This is a genomic window from Vibrio sp. V39_P1S14PM300, assembly GCF_009904765.1.
Lineage (GTDB): Bacteria > Pseudomonadota > Gammaproteobacteria > Enterobacterales > Vibrionaceae > Vibrio > Vibrio proteolyticus.
The window spans coordinates 13,040-38,870 of record NZ_WXWP01000161.1 but is presented as its reverse complement, the minus strand read 5'-3'; the positions used below and the strand labels follow the sequence as shown (position 1 = coordinate 38,870).

Here is a 25,831-nt window from a genome sequence, read left to right as displayed (position 1 = left end):
AATCACTCGTCATCGTGGAGTCGCCAGCCAAGGCCAAAACTATCAACAAATACCTTGGTAAGGACTTTATTGTTAAGTCCAGTGTTGGTCACGTCCGCGATCTTCCGACTGCGGGCCAGAGTACAGGGAATGGCAAGAAAGCCGCCGCTGTATCGACCAAAGGCCTGAGCGCAGAAGAAAAAGCGCGCATCAAGAAAGAAAAAGATCGCAAAGCACTGATCAAAAAGATGGGTATCGACCCATTCCATGGCTGGGATGCGAATTATCAAATCCTGCCGGGTAAAGAGAAAGTGGTTGCCGAGCTACAGAAGCTGGCAAAAGACGCCGACAGCGTCTATCTCGCAACCGATTTGGACCGCGAAGGAGAAGCCATCGCTTGGCACCTTCGTGAGATCATCGGTGGCGATGAAGAGCGATACAAACGTGTAGTCTTTAATGAGATTACCAAAAACGCCATCCAACAAGCGTTCCAGGATCCTGGTGAGCTGAATATGGATGGTGTGAATGCCCAGCAAGCGCGCCGTTTTATGGACCGCGTCGTGGGCTTTATGGTGTCACCACTGCTATGGAAGAAAGTGGCACGGGGTTTGTCTGCTGGCCGTGTTCAGTCGGTCGCTGTGAAACTGTTGGTTGAGCGCGAGCGCGAAATCAAAGCGTTTGTGCCGGAAGAGTTCTGGGACATTCACGCAGACACCAAAACCACAGATAAAACTGATTTCCGCCTTCAGGTCGCGCAGAAAGATGATGTTGCCTTTAAACCGGTGAATGAAGCGGAAACGCAGTCGGCGATAGCGGTGCTGGAAAACGCTCGTTACGAAGTCTGCAAACGTGAAGATCGCCCGACCAGCAGTAAGCCATCGGCACCGTTCATTACCTCCACATTGCAACAGGCGGCAAGCACACGTCTGGGCTATGGGGTGAAAAAGACCATGATGTTGGCTCAGCGTCTCTATGAGGCGGGTTACATCACTTACATGCGTACTGACTCAACTAACTTGAGTTCAGAAGCTGTAGACGCGGTACGGAGTTATATCGGTAGTGAGTTTGGCGATGCATATTTGCCAGCCGCACCGCTGAAATACGGCAGTAAAGGTAACGCACAAGAAGCGCACGAAGCGATTCGTCCTTCCAGTGTGGATGTCAAAGCGGACGATCTTGAAGGCATGGATCCGGACGCGCACAAACTGTATGCGCTGATCTGGAATCAGTTTGTCGCATGTCAGATGACGCCGGCAAAATACGATTCAACGACCGTCAGCGTTAAGGCGGCGGAATACACGCTCAAAGCGAAAGGCCGTATTCTGAAATTTGACGGTTGGACTCGAGTACAGCGTCCTCTGGGCAAGAATGAAGACCAGATTCTGCCAGCGGTCCAAGTTGGCGATACTCTGGATCTGATTGCACTCGACCCGAAGCAGCACTTTACCAAGCCACCTGCGCGTTACACCGAAGCGGCATTGGTCAAAGAGCTGGAAAAACGTGGCATCGGCCGTCCGTCAACATATGCCTCGATCATCTCGACGATTCAGGATCGCGGTTACGTCAAAGTGGACCAGCGTCGTTTTTATGCTGAGAAAATGGGTGAAATCGTTACCGATCGTCTGGATGACAGCTTCCAGGATCTGATGAACTACGACTTCACGGCGCGAATGGAAGAGAAACTCGACCAAATCGCAGAAGGTGACGCGAGCTGGAAAGGCGTGCTGGACAACTTCTTCAAAGACTTCTCTGGTGATCTGGAGAAGGCGGAGCAGGACGAAGACCACGGCGGTATGAAGCCGAATCACATCGTCATGACGGACATTCAGTGTCCGACGTGTTCGCGTCCGATGGGGATTCGTACTGCATCGACGGGTGTTTTCCTGGGCTGTTCCGGTTACGCTCTGCCGCCAAAAGAGCGTTGTAAAACCACCATTAACTTAGGTGATGAAGAAGGCATCATCAACGTACTGGAAGAAGATGTTGAAACCGCCGCTCTGCGCGCTAAGAAACGCTGCCCGATCTGTGAAACTGCGATGGACGCGTATCTGATCGACGATAAGCGTAAACTGCACGTTTGTGGTAACAACCCGAACTGTGACGGTTACCTGGTCGAGCATGGCGAGTACAAGGTGAAAGGTTACGACGGCCCTGTGGTTGAGTGTGATAAGTGTGGCTCAGACATGGTGCTTAAAAACGGTCGCTTTGGTAAGTACATGGACTGCACCAGCGAGTCATGTAAAAACACGCGTAAGATCCTGAGAAACGGTGAAGTCGCGCCACCTAAAGAAGATCCGGTACACTTCCCTGAACTGCCGTGTGAAAATTCAGATGCGTACTTTGTGTTGCGCGATGGTGCTTCTGGCTTGTTTATGGCGGCGCACAACTTCCCGAAATCGCGTGAGACACGTGCTCCGCTGGTGGAAGAACTGGCGCGTTTTGCCGACCGTATTCCGGAGAAGTACCAGTATCTGACTACGGCGCCAACGCACGATCCAGACGGTCGTCCGGCGGTGGTGCGTTTCAGCCGCAAGTCAAAAGAAAACTACATCCGTTCTGAAGTCGAAGGTAAACCTTCCGGTTGGACTGGTTTGTACATCGATGGTAAATGGGAAATTACCGACAAGCGCAAGAAGAAATAAAGCTTGCCCCTCTCCTCTAAAAACGCAGCAATCTTGCTGCGTTTTTTTATTTCCTCCACTGTCATATCAGTGACAAAAGCGTCGGTTACTCTGACCCGTTACAAATAATCACATTTAAAGTGTGGAAAAGAATTGCTCAAATCTGATGCCAACTTCACTATATCTACACGGATGTTCGGTGTGATGACCGAGTATGCTCACTGTTAATCTGCTGTATTAGTCTCAGAAAAATGTGTGATTGGGTTCAGACTCGACACAAGTAACGCGCTCTAACCCTAAAGTACGAGGTGTTTTAAATTGCAATATGCATATAGTTCGATACCTTGTTAGGTATTTTCTGGTCAGCGGTTTAACCGGAAACGCTAAGATGTTGGATATGGAATGTGGATAAGTCCCCCCAAAATTTCAAATGCTTATCTGCAATTATAAAAATGATATGGAGATAGAAAATGGCTGGTGTTTTAGGAATGATTCTCGCAGGTGGTGAAGGCTCACGTCTTAGGCCTTTGACCGAATCGCGCAGCAAGCCCTCGGTCCCGTTTGGTGGCAGTTATCGTCTAATCGACTTTGCCCTGAATAACTTTATTAATGCCGACCTGATGAGAATTTATGTTCTGACACAGTTCAAGTCACAATCCTTGTTTCACCACCTCAAAAAAGGCTGGAACATTAATGGAATTACTGATCGTTTCATCGATCCGATTCCGGCGCAGATGCGTACCGGCAAGCGATGGTATGAAGGGACAGCGGACGCCATTTATCAGAATCTACGTTTCATGGAGCTGGCGGAGCCGGATCAGGTCTGTATTTTTGGTTCAGATCATATCTATAAAATGGACATCAAGCAGATGCTTGAATTCCACAAACAGAAGCAGGCTGCGCTCACGGTGTCGGCGCTGCGCGTGCCGGTTGCAGAAGCCTCTCAGTTTGGGGTGATCGAAGTGGATGCTCAGGGACGCATGGTGGGTTTTGAAGAGAAGCCGGCACAACCCAAAGCCATTCCGGGTGATCCGGAACATGCGCTGGTGTCGATGGGGAACTACGTTTTTGAGGCTCAGGTTCTGTTTGCAGAATTAATTGAAGATGCAGCCAACCAAGCGTCATCACACGATTTTGGTAAAGACATCATCCCCAAAATGTTCCCTCGTGGTGATGTCTACGTGTATGACTTCAGCACCAACACCATTGCGGGAGAGAAGAACAAAGTCTACTGGCGAGACGTCGGTACCATTGACGCTTACTGGCAGGCTCATATGGATCTGTTGGAAAACGACGCGCCGTTTTCTCTCTACAATCGCAAGTGGCCCCTGCATACCTATTATCCGCCACTGCCGCCAGCCACGTTTACTGATTCAGATAATGGCCGGGTGCAGATTATTGACAGTTTGGTGTGTAATGGCTGCTATGTGCGAGGGTCGCGAATTGAAAAATCTGTACTTGGATTTCGCAGTAATATTGCATCTGCCTGTGATATCAGTGAAAGTATCCTTCTGGGAGATGTCAAAATCGGTGATGGATGTGTGCTGCGCCGGGTCATTATCGACAAAGATGTCGAAATTGCACCGGGTACTGAGATAGGCGTGAACCTGTCACAGGATAAAAAGCGCTTCCATGTTTCTGATGAGGGCATTGTGGTCATTCCAAAAGGAGCAAGAATTGGCTACTGAGAAGTTGTCTGTCCTGTTTGTTGCATCAGAAGTTGAAGGGTTAATCAAGAGCGGCGGTTTAGCGGATGTGGCTAAAGCGCTGCCTGTGGCATTGCGTGAGTTGGGTCAGGACGTGCGCATTGCAATGCCCGCTTACAGTAAAATCGGCGATGTGGAGACGTCGGAAGTTCTGCTCGATACTGAGTTGGAGCATTGGCCTTACACGCCATATCGGGTACGTAAACTCGATGTCTCATCGGTGCCTGTGTATGCCATCGAATGTCCGCAGTATTTTGAGCGCGCTGAAATGTATGCAGAAAATAATCAGGCGTACCGTGACAACGGGGAGCGCTTTGCGTTTTTCAGTGCTGCTTGTCTGGATATGCTTCCCAAACTGACTTTTAAACCAGACATTGTGCATGCCAATGACTGGCACACGGGATTAGTGCCATTCCTGCTCAAGAAACGTTATAGCGCCAATGATTTTTTCCGCGGTATGAAAAGCGTTCTTTCGGTACACAATGCGGTTTTTAAAGGCGTCTTCAGCTACGATGAGCTGGAGTCGGTGCCGGAACTGCATTCGCGTTATGTGCCTGAGGCGGCAGTCAGCCCGACGCACATTACCATGCTAAAAGCTGGAGTGATGTCAGCGGACAAGATTAATGCTGTCAGCCCGACGTACGCTGAAGAGTTGAAAACGGAGCTGGGTAGCCACGGTATGGTAAAAGAGTTCCTCAGCCGGGCGAGCGACTTGGTGGGGATCCTCAATGGTTGTGATTATTCGTCATGGAATCCTGAGACGGATCCGCACCTACCACTGCCTTATGACGCTGAGGCGAGCAGTATGCTGGCGGGAAAACAGGCCGCGAAACAGGCACTACAGCAGGAACTCGGGTTGCCCCTGCGTGAAGTCGCTATGTATGGCATGGTTTGTCGTCTGACCCATCAAAAAGGCGTCCACTACTTGTTGCCGATCCTCGAAGCGTTTTTGCGCCACGATCTACAGCTCGTGATGGTTGGAACTGGCGACCCGATATTGGCCTCTCAGCTTAAGGACATCGCTGCGCAGCACGGGCACAAGTTTGTCTTTGTCGAGGCGTACAGTGAACGCCTGGCGCATTTGGTGGAAGCCAGCTCGGACTTTTTTCTCATGCCTTCTGAGTTTGAGCCATGTGGTCTCAATCAAATCTATAGCATGGCGTATGGTGCAGTGCCGATTGTACGCGGTGTGGGTGGACTTAAAGACAGTGTCACCGACTACGACTCGGATCCGGATAACGCAACCGGGTTGATTTTCAATGAGCCAGATCCGCAGGTTCTGTTGCTGATGTTGCAGCGCTCTCTGCTGCTGTATGTTCAGAATCCGGCGGAGATGCAACGCATTCAGCTTAACGGAATGCGTGAAAACTTTTGCTGGTCTCAGGCTGCGAAGCAGTATCTGAGTCTTTATCAGGCCGCACTTCAGTAGCCCGGGTTCAGACTGGGACTTGGATAAACAGGTGGCCAGATACGAGTAAAAACTCGACCAAATAATGGTCAGATGAAGGCATGTTCTCCGATAATTTGATATGAGGTCAGTAGTGACCGGTGAAATTTGTGGTAGGCTTCAACTCCTGTTGACGAATAACCCAGTTTGAGATGCTTTGCCTGATGAGTGACGCTTTACTGTTTCATAAAACATACTCGCATCCGACCAGTAAGGAATGGGTGGTGTTTGTGCATGGCGCCGGCGGCAGTTCCTCAATCTGGTTCAAGCAGATCAAGGCCTATAAAGCGCATTTTAACTTGTTGCTGGTGGATCTGCGCGGGCATGGTAAGTCCAACCAGTTACTCAAAGAGCTGATCGCCAATCATTATACGTTTAAGTCAGTGACCTTGGACGTGTTAAAGGTACTGGACCACCTTAAGATCCAGTCAGCTCACTTCGTAGGGATGTCGCTCGGCACGATCATTGTACGTAATCTGGCCGAGATGGCAGCCCACCGGGTCAGGACAATGGTGCTCGGCGGCGCAATTACCCGGTTGAACACGCGTTCTCAACTGCTGGTTAAACTGGGCAATCTGAGCAAGCATATTTTGCCCTATATGTGGCTCTACAGCTTGTTTGCCTACATTGTGATGCCTCAGCGCAGTCAGAAAGAATCACGCCATCTGTTCATCCGTGAGGCCAAACGCCTTTGTCAGAAAGAGTTTAAGCGCTGGTTTGTGTTGGCGGCTGAAGTCAACCCGTTGATGCGTTATTTCAAGGAAAAAGACCTGCCAATCCCCACGCTTTACCTGATGGGCGCTCGTGACTATATGTTTATCCAGCCGGTGAAAGAGATGGTTGCTGTGCACCGAACCAGTGAGCTGCGAGAAATTCCTGATTGTGGCCATGTGTGCAACGTTGAACAGCCGGATGTCTTTAATCAACATTCGATAGAATTCATTAAACGCCACACCCACTAAGGGTTACTCTGTTGGGCGAGGTGCGCCACACTGCCAGCAGGCGCCGAATTGTGGCTCGTTTTCTTCCCCGCATCGCTGGCAGCGCCATAAGGTGCCGGCTTCCGTATTCGATTGTTGATGATAGGCATCGATGATGCTCTGCGCCAACATCTTTTGCATTGGATTCAATAACCAGATGTACGGATCGGTGTCCTCCCCAAATGGCAATTCGCCTTTGAGGCCAAATAACCCTTCTCCGCGGACCTCGCACTGGATCCGCTCGGCTTTAAGCAACTCGCAAACGATATGCGCCTCTGTTGGGTTATTGGCGACAAAAATTTTCATCCGGCATTTCCGTTGACGTTAGGGGAGAGGCGAAGCTTCACCATAATCCATTTCACCACGATAGGAAACAGACCTAGCAACACAAATGAAGCCAGGACCGCCGGGGACACAATCCCAGACAGGCTGTTTATCTGCGCCAGTTGCGTTCCCGCGTTAAGGTAGACCGCGGTTCCGGGCAGCATTCCCAACTGACTCACGAGATAGAAGCGCAGGACAGAAATAGGGGTCAGCCCCATCAGTAAGTTGATCAGAAAAAACGGAAAGACGGGAATCAGTCTTAACGAAAACAGATAAAACGCGCCGTCGCGTTCCACCCCTTGATTGATGGTGGTCATTTTGTCGCTGAATTTGCTCTGAACCCAGTCACGTAAAAGATAGCGAGAGCTGAGAAACGCCAGGGTAGCACCGATAGTGCTGGCGAAGGACACTAAAACCAAGCTGGTCCAGAAGCCGAATAGAGCCGCTCCGAGCAAGGTTACGACCGCCGCACCTGGGATTGAAAACGCGGCAATTGCCACGTAGGCGACGAAATAACTCAACGCCGCCACAGCGAAGTGATCGCTGATGAACTCTCCGAGTGCGGTTTGTTGGGCCTTGGCATTGTCCAGAGTCAGATACTGGCCGAAATTAATACCAAGGAAAATGATCAGTCCAACCAGCAGTACGCCAATCAGCAATTTCTTATTCATCGTGAGTCCTCTTTGAAAACGATTGGCCAATCACTGATGAGGTGTTGCCCGGTTACTATAGCAAGACAGGCAACCGACAGAAAAAATTTCATCGTCCGTTTTGGTAAACAGTATCAATAAGAAAAAAGCCAGCATAATGCTGGCTTCGGGGTTAGCTTAGGCGATTGATCAGTTCGTCTCGCCTGGATTGAGGGATCACCGACCAGTGAGTGCCGTTAATGGCGCCCTCCAGTGCCCACAGTAGCTCCAGACCGACATCGGCGGAGTGGGTATCGCAAATCGCTTTATAGGCGGCCACAGAGCCGTGGCGCTCCAGATCTTCAACAGAAGAGATACCTGCCTTTTTCAGCATGCGCTCAGTGGCAAGTCGAAGGTTGGGAAGATCTTTCAACCGGTTAGGTTTCGCGGTTGCCTGAGAGGCTTTTTCTTTTTTTGCTGACTCTAGCGCAGATTTCGCTTCATTCAGGGTTGCTTCATGATCGTCGTTCCAGCTATCAGGCAGTGCAAAATACTTTGTCACAACGGGAAAGCCGCGCTTCTTATAAACGTAAGGTTCATATCCTTGTTGCTTAAACTTTGCAGTAGTCTGCTCGTTAGCGCGGATGTGAAGCTTTTCGTTTACTACCAAAGCAAACATTGTGTCGTCGACAAAAATACCAAAACCACCAAACATTGAACGAGATTTGACGCGTCCTAGTTGCTCAAAAAGTCGCATTGAATCTTTAAGTACTGGTTTATCCATGTTTTTATTTCTCGGTGTATGTGAATACGCCACCAAATCAGGTCCGAGAGGTTAGCAAAAACATGCAATCGGTGTGTCAAATAGCAGTAAACTTGCTGAATGCATTTTTTGCCATCGGCAACCCCGCTACCTACCAGGTTCTGGTTTAGGCCGGAGGCTTTGCGTCCCACCCTTTCAGATGGTTTGCCCTGTGCGTGGCTAATGTAACCAATTTAAGCATAAATAAATTTTGCCCAGAGCTTCACAAAGTGTGGTTATAAATGTGATCTTGCTTCAGGAAATTGATGGTGTGAAATGCGTTTAGTAAATAGTAAGTCACTAATACTAAACGCATTTTTATCAATAAGTGAGAGGTTAGTTCAGTTTTTTGACTGTACAGCGTTCGACAATTTCAGGGTGCATTTCGAAGACACGTTTCTCGTGTTCTTTGTCTTTTATACGCTCCAGCAGGATCTCAAATGCGTTCTTTCCGACCCGGCGCTTCGGCTGGTGAACGGTCGTTAGTGGTGGTGAGAAGTACTCTGCCAACTCTATGTTGTCATAACCAATGACGGACATATCTTCCGGAACCCGGATGCCTTTTTGCTGCAGACGACTCATCAGACCCAGGGCCATGGTGTCGTTAAAGCAGAAAATCGCGGTCGGGCGTTTGTCCATCGCGGCAATTTTGTCTGCCGCTAATACAGCGGTGTCGCACTCGAAGTTGCCTTCCAGGATCCAGTCTTCATTTACCGGTAGCTTGGCTTCTCCCATGGCGCGGCGGAAACCCAGAATTCGTTCCTGACAGGCTGCTTTTTCAAAGTGACCGCTCAGGCAGGCGATGTCGGTGTGGCCGTGATCGATCAGGTATTTCGTCGCCAGGTAGCCGCCTTCTTCTGAGTTATCGATGATCTTGTCTGCCTGGGAGCTTGCCGGGCCCCAGTCCATAATGACTTTCGGAATGTCTGCGTGACGCTCAAGCATTTCCGACAGCTCTTCGGTCAGATCAGAGCACATTACCAGGATACCGTCGACGCGCTTCTCAGCCAGCATGCGGATGTAGTCCCGTTGCTTTTCGTAGATACCGCCGGTGTTACACAGGATCAGCGTATAGCCTTGACGGTAACAGTAGCTTTCTACCCCATCGATCACTTCCGAGAAAAACAGGTTGGTTGATTGAGTGACCAGCATACCGATGGTGCGCGTGGTATTGCATTTCAGGCTACGCGCAACGGCACTCGGGGCATAGTTCAGCTCTTTCACCGCTTCCATCACTTTTTCTTGGGTGGCTTCAGCAACAAAGCGGGTTTTGTTAATCACATGGGATACAGTCGTCGTTGAAACGCCGGCTAAGCGTGCGACATCTTTAATGGTAGCCATAAGGTTCTGTCCTGTTGTCACCTGCCAGGTCAACCGGATTCCCCCGGCCTGAGGCAGTAAGTATCAGAAACACAAAAACCGCTTAAAGACAGCGGTTTGCATTCATCATCATATTTTTATCGTTTGCGATCACGATTTTAGACTGCTCTGCCGCAAGTGGCAATTAAAAAACCATCGCCTGGATAAGGCGATGGTCACAAAATGTTAATCTTGTCAGAGAGGGGCTTCGCGCTTATTCACCAACCAGATATTGGCAATCAAGCTCGAGAAATGCTTCCAACAGTGCGGCAACCGCTGCATAAAACCCAAACTGATCATACTGCTGACAACGTTGACTGAACTGAGGAACCCAGGAGAGCAGATGTTGACGGATAAAAACTTCCTGATCCAGCAGCGCCTGATCGAGGTGCTTTTCCTGTTCCAGTTCGTTAGAGCGGATAATCATGTTGCCAAGGAAATCGAGTTCTATCGCCAGATGATCGGCTGGCTCGTTGAGGGATTTGTCGACCGCCACACCGTGATGTGCCATCACGGCTTCCATTTCAATGGCTGGCTCGTCATTGAGCAGACCCGATTTACCGATATAAATGGAGGCGTAAGGTAAAGCGGCGTCTTTGTCTGATTTCAGGAACAGATCGCAAAAATCCGCAGCCAGTTCAAGTGGCGCGTCTGCTCGGTCCATCAGGCGATTTAAGGCATCCACCAGTTGGTCAGAGGCCGGTTTCAGCGTGCTATTTTCACCAAGCCCGCTCAGAAAAGCGCGGATCTGAGGGGAGTGATACTGCTCAATGTCGGCCTCGGTCAGCTCTTTGGCAAACAAGCTGGATAACCACCAGTAAATTTCAGCTCGTTTTTCATTGAACGCTTTGGTTTCTTGCATGGATTAAGCTCCGGAAATTCTGATACTTCTAAGTTTAATGGATAAAGATGAATAGCGGTAACGCCATGTATGACAAATTATCGCGGCTTATGACGAAATATGAATGGAGTGGTGAAGGTTGTCTTGAATCAATAAAAAGCCAGCTTTCTTCGAATTCGCACCGCGGAGACTAGAATTGTGACTAGTTATGAATAGAATAATTATCGTAAACCATTCCAATGATTCAAAGTGGTGTAAATGAGCTATCACGTATTAGTAGTAGAAGATGATGCGGTGACTCGCAGTAAACTGGCGGGCTATTTTCAGAGTGAAGGTTACCAGGTCAGTGAAGCGGAGAATGGCGATCAGATGCGCGATATGCTTCAGGCTCACGCGGTCGATTTAGTGATGCTGGACATCAACCTTCCTGGCGGCGATGGCCTGATGTTAACGCGTGAACTGCGCAGTCAATCTGATATTGGAATTATCCTGGTGACAGGGCGCACGGATAGCATCGACAAAATCGTCGGCCTGGAGATGGGCGCGGATGACTACGTTACCAAACCGTTTGAGTTACGCGAGCTGCTGGTTCGGGTCAAAAATCTCTTGTGGCGTATTTCACTTGCCCGTCGTGGCGGACAAATCTGTGAGGAGCAGGATGGCAACGTGATTCGTTTTAGCGACTGGACGTTTGATGTGCAGCGCCGCGCCTTAAGTCGCAACGGTGAACCGGTGAAGCTGACGAAGGCGGAATATGAATTATTGGTGGCGCTTTCTTCCTACCCGAATCAGGTACTGAGTCGCGAACGAATCCTGAACATGATCAGCCACCGGGTTGATGCGCCGAACGATCGCACCATTGACGTGTTGATCCGCCGGATGAGAGCGAAAATGGAATTCGATCCCAAGAACCCGCAAATTTTCGTAACGGTGCATGGCGAAGGCTACATGTTTGCCGGCGATTGATCGTATACGGAAACAAAAAAACCGAAGCGTTGGCTTCGGTTTTTTATCGCTGAAATTGCTCTACTGCGCCTCACTGTTGCTCAACTGGCTTTGTTCGGCTTCGATCGCTTGCTGCTCGTAATCCGAAACCCAATTGCGCATAGACTGCCAAATCCTGCCTAACGTTTCATGCCAGTAGCGCTCAGTTTGTTCAAGATACACGGCTTTTGGGGTGTACTTATCCCAAGCCTGAGCAATGTTGGATTGCGCCAGATAATTGGTCGGCGCAGCAATTGGTGACAGACCCGCGGAGTTAAACTCATTCATTGCACGTTGCATATGGCTGGCGGAAGTCACCAACACTAATTTACGTTGTTGTACAAACGCCGCCGCCTGACGCGCTTCTTCCCAGGTGTCTTTGGCGGTTTCAAGCAGAATAATATCTGATTTAGATACTCCAAGCGCCAACGCGACTTTCGCCATCATGCGCGCATTGCTCATCTCCGAGCCACCCGCATAACCGGACAGAATCAACTTTGCGCCCGGATACATACGCACAATCCGAATGCCTTCTGTAAGGCGCATCAGACTGGCACGGCTCAGTTCTGAGGTGGGCGGAATACGGTCATCCACCACATGTGAGTTGCCCAGAACCATCACGTAGTCAATGGATTCATCCACAGGCAGAAAAGCAGAATACTGACGCTCCAAAGGCATCAACAGACGAGTGGATACTGGCTGGAAGGCGATCAGAAAAATGCCCATTAAGGAGAAAAGCACCACAAAGCAGCCAGACTTTCTTTTGGTGGTAAACATTATCAGCATCAGACCGATAAAGCCGATGATTAACATCGCTGGAAGCGGCATCAGAAGAGATGCGACAACTTTTTTCAGCTCAAACATACTTAAATAGTCCGAAAAAACATCACTTGATTGAAAAAAGGGCATAAAGCCTCTTTAATCCTGCCATTCCTATGACAGAATAGCAGCACGATTCGTTATCATAACCTAACCGCAGTGACTCAAGACCGTAATTTCGACGATATTGCCCACAAATTTGCAAAAAATATTTACGGCTCCGATAAGGGAGAGATTCGCCAAATTATTGTTTGGGAAGATCTTCTTAATCTGTTGTCGCAATTTTCTCAGCCCTCACTTCACGTTCTTGATGCCGGGGGCGGGCTGGCTCAAATGTCACAGAAGCTGGCTAAATTAGGCCACAGGATTACGTTGTGTGATCTATCTTGCGAAATGCTACAGCTAGCTGAGCAGGATATTGCAAATAACGGGCTGCTTGAGCAGTATCGCCTGATTCATTCTCCGGTCCAGTCGATTGACGAACATCTGGATGAGCCTGTGGACGTGGTGATGTTCCATGCGGTCATGGAGTGGCTGGCCGATCCGAAAAGTGCGTTGGACAAAGTGCTGGCGCAGGTCAGGCCGGGAGGAATGGCATCGGTGATGTTCTATAACCATCACGGTCTGGTATTTAAGAATGCAATTTGTGGCAATATTCCCCATGTGCTGAAAGGCATGCCACATCGCAAACGATTTAAGTTACAGCCGCAGCAAGGGCTCAAACCGGAAGAAGTCTACCAGTGGATGGAAGACGCTGGGTTTGACATTTGCGGCAAATCCGGAATTCGCTCCTTCAGTGATTACATTGGCAACATGAAGAATATGGGCGACTACGAATTTGACGATGTACTGGCTCTGGAAAAACAACTATGTAGACAAGAGCCGTACCTCTCATTAGGTCGATACATTCACGTATGGGCCAAAAAGAAACAAGAACAGGAACAACAATGAGTGAGATGACTCTCAATGCTGCGGAGCAACCAATTGATGAATTGGTCGGCTGGGTAAAGCAGCAAGATTTCTCATTGAACCTGACAACAGAGCGACTGGCGTTTTTGATTGCTGTCGCTGTATTAAGCAACGAAAGGTTTGATGAAGAGCTAGGTGAAGGAGAACTGCATGATGCGTTTACCATCGTTACCCGCATGTTTGCGGAGACGGGGGAAGCATCCGCATTCCGCGCCAACAACGCGATCAATGAAATGGTGAACCAGCGCTTGTTGAGCCGGTTCACCAGTGAAGTCAATGATGGCGCAAGTATTTACCGCCTGTCGCCGCTGGCGATTGGTATCACCGATTATTACGTGCGTCACCGCGAGTTTTCTAAGCTCAAGTTGTCGATTCAACTGTCGATGGTGGCGGATGAAATGGCGAAAGCCAAAGAGGCGGCGCTGAAAGGTGGAACCCCAGGTCATTGGAAGAAAAATGTCTACGGCGTATTGCGCTACTCCGTCGGTGAGATTTTTGATCAAATTGATCTCAACCAACGCGTTATGGATGAACAGCAGCGCTCAGTCAAAGAACAAATTGCAGAGCTGCTGAACAAAGACTGGCGCGATGCTATTAACAACTGTGAAGCGCTGCTGTCTGAAACCTCTTCGACGTTGAAAGAGCTTCAGGATACCCTGCAAGCCGCCGGAGACGAGCTCCAGACTCAGATCCTCGATATTCAGGAAAAGGTGTACGGTGACCCAGAGCTGGAGTTTGTCGAGGAAACGCTGTTTGGCCTGCAAATGAAACTGGATCGAATCACCAGTTGGGGTCAGCAGGCGATTGATCTGTGGATTGGCTATGACCGCCACGTGCATAAGTTTATCCGTACTGCGATCGACATGGACAAAAACCGGGCGTTCAGTACCCGTTTGCGCCAGTCGGTCAAGGACTATTTCGACATGCCTTGGTATCTCACTTATGCAGATGCCGAGCGTCTTACTGATTTACGTGATGAAGCTCTGGTGCTTCGTGATGATGAGGTAACCGGCCAGGTTCCTCTCGATATGGAGTTTGAAGAGTTTCAGCAAGTCAATGATGAGTTATCTGAGCGCATCGGCGCCATGTTACAGGTACACAAAGACAGCGGTTCGCCGATTGATCTCGGCAGTGTTCTGCGCGACTACCTGTCAGCACACCCACACACTCATCATTTTGATTTAGCCCGTATTGTTGTCGACCAGGCCGTGAGACTCGGTTATTCAGAGTCCGACTATCAGGCTGTTCAGCCTGACTGGCAAGCGATCAACGATTACGGTGCAAAGGTACAAGCAAATGTCATCGACCGATACTAATGAATACATGCCAGACAATCTGGTAAAAGCGATTTCCAACCCGTTGTTTCCTCAATTGGATAGTATGCTGCGCGCCGGGCGCCATATTTCCAGCGAAGATCTGGATAACCACGCGTTGCTGTGTGATTTCGAAGTTGAGCTGGCGTCGTTCTACCAGCGTTACAACACTGAGCTGATAAAAGCACCTGAAGGCTTTTTCTATCTACGTCCACGTTCGACCTCATTGATTGGCCGTAGTGTGCTTTCGGAGCTGGATATGCTGGTGGGTAAGGTACTGTGTTTCCTCTACCTTAGCCCGGAGCGTCTGGCCCACGAAGGGATTTTCACCAATCAAGAGCTGTACGAAGAGCTACTGGCCCTGGCGGATGAGAAGAAACTGATGAAGCTGGTCACCAATCGGGCGACTGGCTCTGATCTGGATAAAGAGAAGCTGTTTGAAAAAGTGCGTACGTCGCTGCGCCGTCTGCGCCGTTTGGGCATGATCATTAACATCGGTGAAACCGGTAAATTCAGTATCAGTGAGTCGGTGTTCCGCTTTGGCGCTGATGTGCGTGTTGGCGACGATATGCGCGAAGCACAACTGCGACTCATTCGTGATGGTGAGGCAGTGGTGCATACACAAGAGCCAAGCCAGGGCAGCCTGCTAAATGACGACGACAATGAAGAAGACAACAACGAGCAAGAGTTAGAAGGTGAAGCATGATTGAACGAGGTAAATATCAATCGCTGACCATGGTCAACTGGAACGGCTTTTTTGCTCGTACATTTGATATCGATGGTTTGGTAACCACTTTGTCCGGTGGTAACGGTGCGGGTAAATCAACCACCATGGCCGCCTTCATTACGGCATTGATTCCGGATCAAACGCTGCTGCATTTTCGTAACACCACGGAGGCGGGTAGCAGTCAGTCGTCTCGTGACAAAGGTTTGTACGGTAAGCTCAAACCCGGTGCATGTTACGCCGCACTGGATGTACTGAACTCTCGTCATCAGCGCTTGACGTTTGTTGTTAAGCTGCAACAGGTCGCCGGCCGTGACAAGAAAGTCGATATCAAGCCGTTTGTTATTCAAGGCTTACCGAGCCATCTCAAACCGACTGATGTGCTGGTGGAAACGGTCTCTAGCAGCCATGCGCGTGTACGCCAGATTAATGAAGTCAAAGACGCGCTGGGTGAATACGAAGGCGTTCAGTTTAAAACCTTTGCGTCCATCGTCGATTACCATGCTCAGATGTTTGAGTTTGGGGTAATACCTAAGAAGCTGCGTAACTCCAGCGACCGCTCTAAGTTTTATCGTCTGATTGAAGCGTCTCTGTATGGTGGTATCTCAAGTGCGATTACCCGCTCATTGCGTGACTACTTACTGCCTCAAAATGGCGGGGTGAAGAAAGCATTCCAGGACATGGAATCGGCGCTGCGTGAAAACCGCATGACACTGGAAGCGATCAAAACCACTCAGGCGGATCGTGATCTGTTTAAGCATTTGATCACGGAATCGACCAACTATGTGGCCGCAGATTACATGCGCCATGCCAACGATCGCCGTAATAAGCTGGAACAAACGCTGTCGCTGCGCAGTGAACTGTTCGGCTCGCGTGAAACCTTGGTACAACAAAACGAACTGCTTAACCGTGTTCAGGAAGAGCTGGAGATGTTGGTTGAGCAGGAGTCGGCACTGGAAATGGATTACCGCGCCGCTTCAGATCACCTCCAACTGGTACAGAATGCATTGCGCCAGCAGGAAAAGATCGAACGCTATCTGGAAGATCTGGAAGAGCTTAATGAGCGTCTGGAAGAGCAAATGATGGTGGTTGAGGAAGCGCAAGAGCGTGTGATTATGGCCGAAGAGCAGGCTACCGTTACAGAAGAAGAGGTCGACAGCCTCAAGACGCAACTGGCCGATTACCAACAAGCGCTCGATGTTCAGCAAACCCGTGCCCTGCAATATCAACAAGCGATTCAGGCACTGGATAAAGCCCGTCAATTGCTGGGTGATAACACTTTGACGGCAGAAGGTGCACAAGCGTTAGTGGCACAGTTGAAGGCTCAGGAAAGCGCGAACACCAATACCTTGTTGTCGGTTAAGCACAAGCTGGATATGTCGTCAGCCGCCGCTCAACAGTTTGATACTGCATTGAAGCTGATTACCGGAATAGTCGGCCAGGTCGAACGCAGTGATGCAGCTGATAAAGCCCGGGAAGTGATTCGCAAAGCCCGAGACGCTGAACAAACGATCCAGAATGAGCAGCAGTGGCGCGCGCAGCATCGTGATTTAGAGCGCAGCATCAATCAACAGCGTCAAGTCCGCGAACTGACAAGCGAATATCAGAAGCAGTTTCATGTCTCGCTGGACGACGAACTGACGCTGGAGCAAGAGCGCGAACGCCACGCATTGCAGTTGGAGTCACTGGATCTGGCTCAAGAAGAAGTGCGTGAGCAGCGCAGCGAACTGCGTCGGAAAGAGCAGGATCATTCGGCTGAAATTAAGCGTCTTGAATCCATCGCACCGGCTTGGATCAGTGCGAACGATGCACTGAAAACGTTGCAGGAGCAAAGTGGCGCTGAATTGTATGACAGCCAGGCTGTCATGACGCAGATGCAACAGGCACTGGAGCAGGAAAAGCAGCAATCCATTGCGAAAGACAAGCTGGCGGATCGTCGTGCGACGCTGGAAAACGAAATCGAGCGTTTAGCGTCACCGGGTGGCTCAAACGATCCACGTCTGAAAGGGTTAGCTGATACCTTGGGCGGCGTGCTGCTGTCTGAAATCTACGACGACATCACGATTGACGATGCACCGTACTTTAGTGCCATGTATGGTCCTGCCCGTCATGCGATTGTGGTATCGGATCTCAGTGACATTGAAGAAAAACTGGTCGAGCTGGACGACTGTCCGGACGATCTTTACATCATTGAAGGTGATGTGGATGCGTTCGATGACAGCTCGTTTGATGCGGAAGAACTCGAAGGTGCGGTGTGCGTGCGTATGAACGCGCGTCAGTTACGTTATTCCCGTTTGCCTGAAATTCCATTGTTTGGTCGGGCGGCGCGTGAACAGCGTCTTGAGCTGTTGCGTAATGAGCGCGAAGAGGTGGTTGAACAACACGCTAAAGCGGCGTTCGATTCCCAGAAACTGCAACGTCTGTATCAGGCATTCAACAGCTTTGTGGCAAAGCACCTGCAGGTTGCCTTTGAAGCGGATCCGGAACAGGCGCTACAAGCTTTGCGTGATAAGCGCAATCAGGCTGCGCGCCAGTTAGCGGATCTGGATACCAAAGAACAACAGTTGCGCAGTCAGCTGACGAGCCGCAAACAGGCGCTGGCTGCGCTGGACAAGATTGCGCCGAATATGGTGTTGATCGAAGACGACACACTGCAAGCCCGCTATGAAGAAATCGAAGCAAAGATTGCTCAGTTAAGTGACGCGAAAGTGTTCATCAATCAGCATGGTAAAGCCATTGCGGAGCTGGAAACCGTGGTGACGGCGCTGGACGCAGACCCCGAGCAATTTGATGCTCTCGAAGCTGAGTACCAGCGCGCCGATGAAGCACTGCAGTCGCTGAAGAAGCAGATTTTCGCATTGTCTGATCTGGTCGAGCGTCGCCACTACTTTGCTTACTCAGATTCCGTTGACCTGCTTAACCAGAGCAGTGAACTCAGTGAACAGCTGAAAGCCAAACTGGTGGAAGCAGAGCGTGCCCGAACTCGATCCCGTGAAGAGCTCAAGCAAGCTCAGGGTCTAATGAACCAGTACAATCAGGTATTGGCGTCTCTGAAAAGCTCGCATCAAGCCAAGTTGGAAACCGTGCAGGAGTTCAAACAGGAACTGCAAGAGTACGGCGTGAATGCCGATGAAGGCGCGGAAGAGCGAGCACTGCGCCGCCGTGACGAGTTGCACGAGCGTTTGCATGCTTCGCGTGGTCGCAAGAGTGAATACGAACGGACGATTACCTCAACGGAACTGGAAATGAAGACGTTGGCCAAACGTCTGAAAAAAGTCCAGAAAGATTATGTTGAGCTGCGAACCTTTGTCGTTGCAGCCAAAGCCGGCTGGTGCTCGGTGCTGCGCCTGGCGCGTGAAAACGATGTTGAACGTCGTCTGCACAAGCGTGAACTGGCGTACATGAGTGCCGATGAACTGCGTTCGATGTCGGACAAATCGCTGGGTGCGCTGCGTCTTGCGGTTGCAGATAATGAGGACTTGCGCGATGCGCTGCGCCTGTCTGAGGACAATGCACGTCCAGAGCGTAAAGTGTTGTTCTACATCGCTGTTTACCAACATCTGCGTGAGCGAATCCGTCAGGATATCATTCGTACTGATGATCCGGTGGAAGCGATTGAAGAGATGGAAGTGGAACTGGCACGCCTGACAGAAGAACTGACACAGCGTGAGAATCGTCTTGCGATCAGCTCTGAGTCGGTCGCAAGTATCATCAAGAAGACGATTCAGCGTGAGCAGAACCGTATCCGTATGCTCAACCAAGGCTTGTCGAACATTGCCTTTGGCCAGGTAAAAGGGGTGCGTCTCAACGTGAAAATCCGTGAGAGCCACGAAGTGCTGCTGGAAAGTCTGGCGGCTCAACAGGAGCAGCACAAAGATCTGTTTGAAAGCACCCGCTTTACGTTCTCTGAAGCGATGGCGAAGCTTTTCCAACGAGTGAACCCGCATATCGATATGGGGCAACGTTCGCCACAAGTATTGGGTGAAGAGCTGCTGGATTACCGGAACTACCTTGAACTGAGCGTCGAAGTAAACCGGGGTTCGGATGGTTGGTTGCAGGCGGAGTCGGGCGCATTGTCGACCGGTGAAGCGATTGGTACGGGTCAGTCAATCCTGCTGATGGTGGTCCAAAGTTGGGAAGAGGAGTCTCGCCGTCTGCGAAGCAAAGACATCATGCCGTGTCGATTGCTCTTCCTGGATGAGGCGGCGCGTTTGGATGCCAAATCGATCTCAACGCTGTTTGAACTGTGTGATCGTCTGGATATGCAGCTGTTGATCGCGGCCCCAGAAAACATCAGCCCGGAAAAAGGCACCACCTATAAACTGGTGCGTAAAGTCTTTAAAGACCATGAGCATGTTCATGTGGTTGGATTGCGCGGGTTTGGTCAGGTGGACAAACCGAAGAGCGAAGCCCAGGAATTGGTCAAAGAGCTCTAACTCTTACTAAACGTCTGAATACAACGCCCGCTTTTACGGGCGTTTTTTCTTGGCCTGACTACCTATGCGCTTAATGAACGCTATGCATTCCATGAAGCGAACTCAACCATGCAAGGTTTCATGCTACCCGGGATAAGAAACTGTTATGGATCACATCACTTTCAAAATGTTAATTAATGACTCTGTTGCATAAAAGAAAGCGGCTACAATACTTACCCTCTAATAATAACAACCTTGAGAACACTAACGATGTTATTGAGCCGTACACTTCTATGCACTTCACTTGCTTTGGGTTTTTCAACCTCAGCACTGGCCTACGACATCAGTCTGGAGTCGTATAATCCTGATGAGTTACAGGTGCTTCAAGCTGCGGAAAAATCGGATGACCCCGTTCAGTTAATGGAGGCTGCGTCAGTCCTGCTCTACGAGTCCATGTTGCAGGAAAATGTCGATCAGGGCTTGGTTTACCTGAAAAAGGCCGCTCAGAAGGGAAGTCATGAAGCCGAATCCGAACTGGCGGACTACTACTATTACCAGCAAGAGGATTATGCCGAGGCATTAAAATGGTATCACCAGGCGGAAAAAGGCCAGGATGCTTATGTGCTTTACAGTTTGGGTGTCATGTACTTTGATGGTGAGGGTACTCAAGTCGACCTAAAGAAAGCCAATGAGTATTATCTGGCAGCGGCGAAGCTCGGCTATTCGGACGCCATGTACGAACTGGCGTTTTCTTATAACGATGGCAAAGGCGTAGAGAAAGATTTTGTTCAGGCAGCCCATTGGTTCAAACAGGCGGCCGATCTGGGCGATGCCAGCGCGATGTATAACCTGGGTATCGCTTACCTGAATGGGGAAGGGGTTGAGAAAAGCTGTCCTACCGCGATGAAACTGTTTAACCAGGCCATTGATGCGGATGAACATGTGTTATCTTACGCGACGCTGGGCAATCTGTACTACTACCCGGAATATAAGCGCCCGTGTGGGTTTAAAACGACCGATTATAAAAAGTCGTTCAGCTACTTTAGCGAAGCGGCGATGTGGGGTGATGAATACAGTCAGTATATGGTGGGGTATTCGTACCGTAATGGCCATGGCGTATACAGCGATTTCGTTAAAGCGCTTGCCTGGCTGAGTATCGCGGCTGACAACGGTTATGCAAAATCGGCCGAGGCGGTCAAAGAAGTCAAACGTCATATGTCGCGTGCAGACATTGAAAAAGCCGGTGAACTGCAAGCGTCGCTGGAAGAGGAAATCTAGCCCGGACATTAGCCATAAAAATGCCCGCTGTGAGCGGGCATTGTTGTATTTGGTCAGGATCAGTCGGTAATTTCTTTGGCAAACACCCCAAACTGTCGCGCAGCGTACGCCACGCGTTCAGCAGGCTTAGGGTATTCTGCAGGTCGGCCGATACTTTCAATATGATGCAGTCGAGGGAGCAGACCACAGCCGTTGGCGATCTGGATTGCCAGTCCAGGTCGAGCATTGAGCTCCAGAACCATTGGACCTTCTTCTTTGTCCAGAACCATATCGGTGCCCATGTAGCCAAGCCCTGTCATTTCCCAGGCACTGGATGCGAGTGTCAGCAGACGCTCCCAGTGGGGGACTTTGAGCGTTGACAGCTCTTTTCCTGTGTCCGGATGGTGAGTCACTGGTTGATCAAACTGGACGGCTCGTACTGCACGTCCGGTTGCAATACAGATACCGACGCCGACCGCACCCTGGTGCAGGTTGGCTTTGCCGTCAGATGCCGAAGTCGAGCAGCGCATCATCGCCATCACCGGGTAGCCTTTGAAAACGATGATGCGCACATCGGGCACACCTTCGTAGCTGAAGCCATCAAAGCAGTCATCAAACTTAATCAGGTTCTCGACCACGGCAACGTCATTCTTGCCGCCCAAAGAAAACAGTCCTGCCAGTGCGTTACTGATGTGGCGCTCGACGTCCTCTTTGTTTATGGTCGCCCCAGATGGTTTGGTGTACACCCCATCTTTGTGCGAGATCACGACGAGAATGCCTTTACCACCACTGCCTTGAGCCGGTTTGATGACAAACCCTGGCCAATCTTTCACCATCTCGTGGATGGTTCTCACTTCGGCTTGGTTCGCGATCACACCAATCAGTTTCGGTACAGTCGCGCCCGCTGCCTGAGCAATGATTTTGGTTTTCAGCTTGTCGTCTACCAAAGGGTATTTGGAGCGATCGTTGTAGCGACCAATGTAACTGTGGTTACGTTGGTTCATGCCCATGATCCCTTTGCGCTTTAACTTGCTCGGGGAGGTATAACGAGAAAAAAACATCGTTTAGTCCTCCACAAGTGGTTTGAAGCGACGCAGTTCGGTCAGGCGGTAACCCGTATAGGTACCCAGCAACAAAATGCCTGCTAGAACGATCAGTTGCAGACCGATGAAGTTAAAGGTCAGGTGTTGGATGTAGCTGTTGGTCATTGCCAGATAGATCAAAACAGCGGTCAGCAGTGAGCCACCGCCTTGCATAGCCACTTCTTTCGGACCTTCTTCTTCCCACAGGATGGACATCCGTTCAATGGTCCACGACAAGATGATCATCGGGAAGAAGGTAATCGTCAGGCCTTCTGTCAAACCGATTTTGAAAGCGATCACGGTAAACAGCGAGATAATCATGATCACGGTAATAATCACCGCCGATATCCTCGCCACCAACAGCAAGTTAAGTTTGGAGAGGTAACTGCGGATGATAAGGCCGGTCCCGACAATCAATAGGAAGCCGACAATACCGGTCAACAACTGAGTTTGTACGAAAGCGACTGCAATCAGTACCGGCATGAACGTACCGGATGTTTTCAATCCGACAATTACACGCAGGAACACAACAATTAACGCGCCGATTGGAATCAGCATGATGGTTTTAAACATCGCCTGTTCTTCCAGTGGCAAACTGTGAATTGAGAAGTTCAGCAGGCCGTCCGCTTCAATTTTATCGCTGGTTGCCTGTTGTGGTGTCACGTCCTGAGCGATCATTGAGAACGTCACCTGACTATTCTGACCACCAATCAGGTCAAGCAGAGAAACGTTGGACTCATCCCACACCAACAGGTTTGGCTGAATTTCCTGACTGATATTGTCCGGGTTGAACAAGATCCATTTTTTGCCACTCCATACCTGGTTCATCTGTTGTATGCTTTGACGGCGACGACCATCTTCCAACTGAATCACACCGACGACTTTACTCTGGATACCTGCGTATGCCAGCAACTTATCAATCGCCTGGACTTTGCTCATGCTGTTCAGGATCAAGGCGGCATTCTGACTGTCGCCATCATTGAGGGCTTTGATCAGTTCACGGGTAAAGGTGACGTCATCAGCGGAACGCTCATTGGCTTGTTGGATCAGAGCAACTGCTGCTGCCTCACTGGGGCCATCAAATGTCGGTTTGAGTACTTCGCCGCTCGGTGGAATCGGATCGACTTTGGCTTGAGAGTCCACCAAAAACTGAGCTTTGTAGTAAATAGTCTGTGCGCCTCGGGCATTGCGGACCGACCATTCTACGCGGCGACCGGAATCCGAGTTGATGTAAGAGACACCATAGCCTGGCGAGGAGGCTGATTCATTGACAAGAGTGAAACCGTCTTGAGTATGTGGGGCTGCCAGAGAGGCTTTGACGGGTTTATTCTGGGCGGTAAATTCAATCCGGGCTTCTAAATCCCATACTTGGCGTGTTTCGCCCGGCGTCCAAGGGACGCCATAACTATTGTGTCTGAAAATGCTAAGAGCGATCCCAGCAACTATCAGTAACAGAACTGACAGGTAAAATGGTACTTTGGACGTCATAAACTACCTTATTGTTTTTGTTTGTCTTCCGTATGAATATATTTTCGGCTGACATCAACCACGGCGATGTCACGAATGAACTCCCTGCCCAGTAGAACAGGATGGCTCATTTGCGAACGGTCTGCCAAAGTAAATTGCGCTTTTTCATGAATTTTTCCGACTCTGACCCACAATTCAATCACGGCGCGGCGTTCGACATCTTCAGAGGTCGATTGGCGGATTTTGACAAAACGAATAATAGGCGCTTCGATCCAATTGTCGGCATCAAGCGTTTTTTCACCATCGGAGAGGTGGAAACGCACCCAATTTTTACCATTGCGCTCGAATTGCTCAATATCCACAGCGTTGAGTGAGGAAGTCGCTGCCCCGGTATCAACACGGGCATCAAACGTCTGCTTGATAGAGTCAATGGTCACTTTTTCGATTTCACCCAGAATGATGTTATCTGGCATCGGGGTAGGGAGCGGCACAGGGGCTGGCTCTACTGGCTCTGGCTTTTCATTCAGCTTTTCCAGGGTTACTTTCTTAAACGAAGCAATCTGCTTGCTGAGCGCTTTTATGTCACCTTCCAAACTATCAATGTAATCGGATTGATTACTCATTTGGAGTTCCAGGTTGGTAATTTTGTTAGTCAGTTCCGCTTCAGACGTGTTGATCGCCGTCAGCGTTTCCTGGTGGTATTGTTCGGAATTGGTCAGTGCGCATCCTGAAAGCAAACTAACTGCAATAACGGGTGCCAGTCGAGTAAACATTGAAAACCTTAAAAATAGCGTTAAGTGTTTGTATTTTGCGAGTTTAGCTTATCTCCACAAACGACGACAAGGCCAGAAACTTCACCTTTATCACGCTGTGGTTATAGTTATCTGCTCAGGTAACAGTGAGGGGCGAGTTTAGTGATAGACTTCTCGTTTTCTGCCGCGTCTGGCAACGGAAAACCGGATGGCTTGACATTAGAAAGTGGTCGTACACAGAGCCCTGCACCTCGGGGGTTACCTGCTTCCAGCGATAAAGGCGAAAACTGTCCCTTTATCGCTCGGCATTAGGGTATCTTCCGCGTGCATTATACACGTTAAAACTGTGTCAATTATGGTTTATTGGCAATTAAAATTGCGCGGCGTGGTGCCGGGTAACCTTCAACGGTTTTTGTCGGGTCCGTCGGATCGATGTAATCCGGCAGCGAGTTGTGTGTCATCCAGGAGGTGGTGCGTTGCTCACCAAGGGATGTGACGTTTTCATCCACGATGCGTACGTTGATAAATCCGCTCTGCTCCAGCCACACTTTCAGTGCTTTTGCAGAAGGGAAAAAATAGACATTGCGCATTTGGGCGTAACGGTCAACAGGCACCAGCACGGCATTTTCGTCGCCTTCAATCACCAGTGTTTCGAGGATCAACTCGCCGCCTGATACCAGTTGGTTTTTCAACTGCAACAGGTGATCAAGCGGTGAACGGCGATGATAGAGCACTCCCATGCTGAATACGGTGTCGAACGCTTCCAGCTCTGGCAGTTGCTCAATACCGAGCGGCAGCAGGTGGATGCGTTGATCGTCGCCCATCAGCTTGCGAATGGCTTCAAATTGGATCAGGAACAAGTGAGACGGGTCGATGCCGACACACAAACGTGCCTCTTCGCCCAGCATACGCCACATGTGATAACCATTACCACAGCCAACGTCCAGCACAGTGCGGTTTTTCAGTGGTGTGATGTGAGGGAGCAAGCGATCCCACTTCCAATCGCTTCGCCATTCGGTATCAATATGAATGCCATGAAGATCATACGGACCTTTACGCCACGGGTGAAAGGTTTTCAGCAGGTTTTCCAGTTTTTTGAATTCGCCTTCGGGCAACGCGTTTTCATTACGCACGCTGACGGCATTTTTTATATCTATGTGATCCGGCATGCCTTGCGGGATTTTTTTCAGCGCACGCAGCCAGCGCTCGAAATCGCCGTGCTGAGCGTTCTGCCAGTCCGTCAGCTGTTGTGGAAGGGTATTCAGCCAATGCTGCAGGCGAGTATCCTGAGCGATCAACTGGTAGAAGTTACCAAAACTAAACATGGAAAAGTTCCTGGTTTAAAAAGCCATTCCCCGGTT

The 25,831-nt window shown here is 49.9% G+C and carries 20 protein-coding genes and 1 riboswitch; of the genes, 10 read left to right on the top strand and 10 right to left on the bottom strand.

What is annotated here, in order from left to right:
- From topA to CAG65_RS08065, 4 genes are all read left to right on the top strand, one after another.
- The coding region (topA, locus tag CAG65_RS08080) for a type I DNA topoisomerase (protein ID WP_161453290.1) at positions 1-2,621 on the top strand (2,621 nt) is incomplete at its 5' end.
- A gap of 449 nt (positions 2,622-3,070) precedes the next feature.
- Positions 3,071-4,288 (top strand): glucose-1-phosphate adenylyltransferase, encoded by a 1,218-nt coding sequence (gene glgC, locus CAG65_RS08075; RefSeq protein WP_021704047.1) that lies wholly within the window; start codon positions 3,071-3,073, stop codon positions 4,286-4,288.
- Positions 4,278-5,735: a glycogen synthase GlgA gene (glgA, locus tag CAG65_RS08070; protein ID WP_161453289.1), complete on the top strand. Its 1,458-nt coding sequence runs from the start codon at positions 4,278-4,280 to the stop codon at positions 5,733-5,735. The genes glgC and glgA overlap by 11 nt, the downstream gene beginning before the upstream one ends.
- Positions 5,736-5,917: 182 nt before the next feature.
- Positions 5,918-6,715: an alpha/beta fold hydrolase gene (locus CAG65_RS08065; protein ID WP_040902243.1), complete on the top strand. Its 798-nt coding sequence runs from the start codon at positions 5,918-5,920 to the stop codon at positions 6,713-6,715.
- A gap of 3 nt (positions 6,716-6,718) precedes the next feature.
- Here CAG65_RS08065 and CAG65_RS08060 read toward each other — a convergent pair whose 3' ends face one another.
- The 5 genes from CAG65_RS08060 to torD all read right to left on the bottom strand — a co-directional run bounded on the left by CAG65_RS08060 (position 6,719) and on the right by torD (position 10,709).
- Positions 6,719-7,039 carry a putative signal transducing protein gene (locus CAG65_RS08060; RefSeq protein ID WP_161453288.1) on the bottom strand — a complete coding sequence of 107 codons (321 nt, stop codon included), beginning with the start codon at positions 7,037-7,039 and terminating at the stop codon, positions 6,719-6,721.
- On the bottom strand, positions 7,036-7,728 hold the full coding sequence (locus tag CAG65_RS08055) for a TVP38/TMEM64 family protein (RefSeq protein WP_161453287.1): 693 nt from the start codon (positions 7,726-7,728) through the stop codon (positions 7,036-7,038). The genes CAG65_RS08060 and CAG65_RS08055 overlap by 4 nt, the downstream gene beginning before the upstream one ends.
- A gap of 151 nt (positions 7,729-7,879) precedes the next feature.
- On the bottom strand, positions 7,880-8,470 hold the full coding sequence (locus CAG65_RS08050) for a TfoX/Sxy family DNA transformation protein (RefSeq protein WP_021704052.1): 591 nt from the start codon (positions 8,468-8,470) through the stop codon (positions 7,880-7,882).
- Positions 8,471-8,583: 113 nt separating this feature from the next.
- Positions 8,584-8,668: riboswitch (cyclic di-GMP riboswitch) on the bottom strand.
- A 156-nt stretch (positions 8,669-8,824) separates the two neighbouring features.
- Complete coding sequence (gene purR / locus CAG65_RS08045; protein ID WP_021704053.1) at positions 8,825-9,829, bottom strand: HTH-type transcriptional repressor PurR; 1,005 nt, start codon at positions 9,827-9,829, stop codon at positions 8,825-8,827.
- Between the two features lie 232 nt (positions 9,830-10,061).
- Positions 10,062-10,709: a molecular chaperone TorD gene (torD, locus tag CAG65_RS08040; RefSeq protein WP_161453286.1), complete on the bottom strand. Its 648-nt coding sequence runs from the start codon at positions 10,707-10,709 to the stop codon at positions 10,062-10,064.
- Between the two features lie 237 nt (positions 10,710-10,946).
- Between torD and torR the strand changes: the two genes are divergently transcribed.
- Positions 10,947-11,654, top strand: coding sequence for a two-component system response regulator TorR (gene torR, locus CAG65_RS08035; protein WP_021704055.1), 708 nt, complete (start codon positions 10,947-10,949; stop codon positions 11,652-11,654).
- Positions 11,655-11,714: 60 nt separating this feature from the next.
- Here torR and elyC read toward each other — a convergent pair whose 3' ends face one another.
- Positions 11,715-12,536, bottom strand: coding sequence for an envelope biogenesis factor ElyC (gene elyC / locus CAG65_RS08030; RefSeq protein WP_161453285.1), 822 nt, complete (start codon positions 12,534-12,536; stop codon positions 11,715-11,717).
- Between the two features lie 114 nt (positions 12,537-12,650).
- Between elyC and cmoM the strand changes: the two genes are divergently transcribed.
- From cmoM to CAG65_RS08005, 5 genes are all read left to right on the top strand, one after another.
- The gene (gene cmoM / locus CAG65_RS08025) at positions 12,651-13,442 is read left to right on the top strand and encodes a tRNA uridine 5-oxyacetic acid(34) methyltransferase CmoM (protein WP_161453284.1); all 792 of its coding nucleotides are present in this window, start codon (positions 12,651-12,653) and stop codon (positions 13,440-13,442) included.
- Complete coding sequence (mukF, locus tag CAG65_RS08020; protein ID WP_161453283.1) at positions 13,439-14,776, top strand: chromosome partition protein MukF; 1,338 nt, start codon at positions 13,439-13,441, stop codon at positions 14,774-14,776. The genes cmoM and mukF overlap by 4 nt, the downstream gene beginning before the upstream one ends.
- Complete coding sequence (gene mukE / locus CAG65_RS08015; RefSeq protein ID WP_161453282.1) at positions 14,757-15,479, top strand: chromosome partition protein MukE; 723 nt, start codon at positions 14,757-14,759, stop codon at positions 15,477-15,479. Before mukF ends, mukE begins: the two co-directional genes overlap by 20 nt.
- Positions 15,476-19,933 carry a chromosome partition protein MukB gene (gene mukB / locus CAG65_RS08010; protein ID WP_161453281.1) on the top strand — a complete coding sequence of 1,486 codons (4,458 nt, stop codon included), beginning with the start codon at positions 15,476-15,478 and terminating at the stop codon, positions 19,931-19,933. Before mukE ends, mukB begins: the two co-directional genes overlap by 4 nt.
- Before the next feature lie 249 nt (positions 19,934-20,182).
- Positions 20,183-21,190, top strand: a complete 1,008-nt coding sequence (locus CAG65_RS08005; RefSeq protein WP_161453280.1) for a tetratricopeptide repeat protein — start codon at positions 20,183-20,185, stop codon at positions 21,188-21,190.
- 59 nt (positions 21,191-21,249) lie between these two features.
- On the opposite strand, the gene CAG65_RS08000 is transcribed toward CAG65_RS08005, so the two are convergent.
- The 4 genes from CAG65_RS08000 to cmoB all read right to left on the bottom strand — a co-directional run bounded on the left by CAG65_RS08000 (position 21,250) and on the right by cmoB (position 25,795).
- Positions 21,250-22,230 carry an alpha-L-glutamate ligase-like protein gene (locus tag CAG65_RS08000; protein WP_161453279.1) on the bottom strand — a complete coding sequence of 327 codons (981 nt, stop codon included), beginning with the start codon at positions 22,228-22,230 and terminating at the stop codon, positions 21,250-21,252.
- 3 nt (positions 22,231-22,233) lie between these two features.
- On the bottom strand, positions 22,234-23,739 hold the full coding sequence (locus CAG65_RS07995; protein WP_021704063.1) for an inactive transglutaminase family protein: 1,506 nt from the start codon (positions 23,737-23,739) through the stop codon (positions 22,234-22,236).
- Positions 23,740-23,747: 8 nt separating this feature from the next.
- Positions 23,748-24,491, bottom strand: a complete 744-nt coding sequence (locus CAG65_RS07990; protein ID WP_021704064.1) for an ATP-dependent zinc protease family protein — start codon at positions 24,489-24,491, stop codon at positions 23,748-23,750.
- A 332-nt stretch (positions 24,492-24,823) separates the two neighbouring features.
- Positions 24,824-25,795 (bottom strand): tRNA 5-methoxyuridine(34)/uridine 5-oxyacetic acid(34) synthase CmoB, encoded by a 972-nt coding sequence (cmoB, locus tag CAG65_RS07985; RefSeq protein WP_161453278.1) that lies wholly within the window; start codon positions 25,793-25,795, stop codon positions 24,824-24,826.
- Positions 25,796-25,831: the final 36 nt, after the last annotated feature.

Excerpts from the sequence above, each read along its gene's own strand:
- glgC (WP_021704047.1), top strand. The coding sequence starts at position 3,071 with ATGGCTGGTGTTTTAGGAATGATTCTCGCAGGTGGTGAAGGCTCACGT.
- CAG65_RS08065 (WP_040902243.1), top strand. The coding sequence starts at position 5,918 with ATGAGTGACGCTTTACTGTTTCATAAAACATACTCGCATCCGACCAGT.
- CAG65_RS08060 (WP_161453288.1), bottom strand. The coding sequence starts at position 7,039 with ATGAAAATTTTTGTCGCCAATAACCCAACAGAGGCGCATATCGTTTGC.
- CAG65_RS08055 (WP_161453287.1), bottom strand. The coding sequence starts at position 7,728 with ATGAATAAGAAATTGCTGATTGGCGTACTGCTGGTTGGACTGATCATT.
- CAG65_RS08050 (WP_021704052.1), bottom strand. The coding sequence starts at position 8,470 with ATGGATAAACCAGTACTTAAAGATTCAATGCGACTTTTTGAGCAACTA.
- purR (WP_021704053.1), bottom strand. The coding sequence starts at position 9,829 with ATGGCTACCATTAAAGATGTCGCACGCTTAGCCGGCGTTTCAACGACG.
- torD (WP_161453286.1), bottom strand. The coding sequence starts at position 10,709 with ATGCAAGAAACCAAAGCGTTCAATGAAAAACGAGCTGAAATTTACTGG.
- torR (WP_021704055.1), top strand. The coding sequence starts at position 10,947 with ATGAGCTATCACGTATTAGTAGTAGAAGATGATGCGGTGACTCGCAGT.
- elyC (WP_161453285.1), bottom strand. The coding sequence starts at position 12,536 with ATGTTTGAGCTGAAAAAAGTTGTCGCATCTCTTCTGATGCCGCTTCCA.
- mukF (WP_161453283.1), top strand. The coding sequence starts at position 13,439 with ATGAGTGAGATGACTCTCAATGCTGCGGAGCAACCAATTGATGAATTG.
- mukE (WP_161453282.1), top strand. The coding sequence starts at position 14,757 with ATGTCATCGACCGATACTAATGAATACATGCCAGACAATCTGGTAAAA.
- mukB (WP_161453281.1), top strand. The coding sequence starts at position 15,476 with ATGATTGAACGAGGTAAATATCAATCGCTGACCATGGTCAACTGGAAC.
- CAG65_RS08005 (WP_161453280.1), top strand. The coding sequence starts at position 20,183 with ATGTTATTGAGCCGTACACTTCTATGCACTTCACTTGCTTTGGGTTTT.
- CAG65_RS08000 (WP_161453279.1), bottom strand. The coding sequence starts at position 22,230 with ATGTTTTTTTCTCGTTATACCTCCCCGAGCAAGTTAAAGCGCAAAGGG.
- CAG65_RS07995 (WP_021704063.1), bottom strand. The coding sequence starts at position 23,739 with ATGACGTCCAAAGTACCATTTTACCTGTCAGTTCTGTTACTGATAGTT.
- CAG65_RS07990 (WP_021704064.1), bottom strand. The coding sequence starts at position 24,491 with ATGTTTACTCGACTGGCACCCGTTATTGCAGTTAGTTTGCTTTCAGGA.
- cmoB (WP_161453278.1), bottom strand. The coding sequence starts at position 25,795 with ATGTTTAGTTTTGGTAACTTCTACCAGTTGATCGCTCAGGATACTCGC.